This is a genomic window from Amycolatopsis minnesotensis, from assembly GCF_039529815.1.
GTDB lineage: Bacteria > Actinomycetota > Actinomycetes > Mycobacteriales > Pseudonocardiaceae > Amycolatopsis > Amycolatopsis minnesotensis.
Genome location: NZ_BAAANN010000139.1, coordinates 1 through 804 on the forward strand (window position 1 = coordinate 1; position 804 = coordinate 804).

The 804-nt window shown below is 69.9% G+C and carries 1 protein-coding gene; it reads left to right on the top strand.

Annotated elements, in window-relative coordinates; all coding sequences use genetic code 11:
- Positions 1 to 804: ferritin-like domain-containing protein (locus ABD256_RS44195; protein ID WP_344432407.1), on the top strand; the 804-nt coding region annotated here is incomplete at both ends.

Below are 804 nucleotides of genomic sequence, written 5' to 3' on the forward strand. Positions count from 1 at the left end.
GCCGGGGGCGTGAGCGACGGCGCGGTACTCAATTTCGCGTTGAACCTCGAATACCTCGAAGCGCAGTTCTACCTGCACGCGGTCACCGGGAAAGGGCTGCCGGACACCCTGACGACCGGCACCGGCACGCAGGGCGGCGTGACCGGCGGCCGTGCCGTGCGGTTCGAGTCCAGGACCGCGAAGCAGTACGCGCAGGAGATCGCCCAGGACGAGCTGGCGCACGTGCGGTTCCTGCGCACCGCGCTCGGCGGCGCCGCGGTCAGCCAGCCCGCGATCGACCTCCAGGGCAGCTTCACCGCCGCCGCGCAGGCGGCCGGGCTGGTCAAACCCGGCCACACCTTCGACGCGTTCGCCTGCGAGGAGAACTTCCTGCTCGCCGCGTTCCTGTTCGAAGACGTCGGCGTCACCGCCTACAAGGGCGCGGCACCGCTGATCGAGAACAAGACCTACCTCGAAGCCGCGGCGGGAATACTCGCCGTCGAGGCCTACCACGCGGCGAACATCCGCAGCGCCCTCTACGCCCGCGAAACCGGCCTGCTGGGCACCGGCCTGCTCGGGCGGAACCTGCGCGAAGCCAGCGTGAAACTGTCCGACGCCCGCGACAGCCTCGACGGCCCCTCCGACGACGACCAGGGCGTCGTGGACAAGCAGGGCCACGCGAACATCGTGCCCACCGACAGCAACGGCATCGCCTACAGCCGCAGCCCGGGACAGGTCCTCAACATCGTCTACCTGACCCCCAAGGCCGCCACCTCCGGCGGCTTCTTCCCCAAGGGCGTCAACGGCGAAGTGAACACCAGCGCC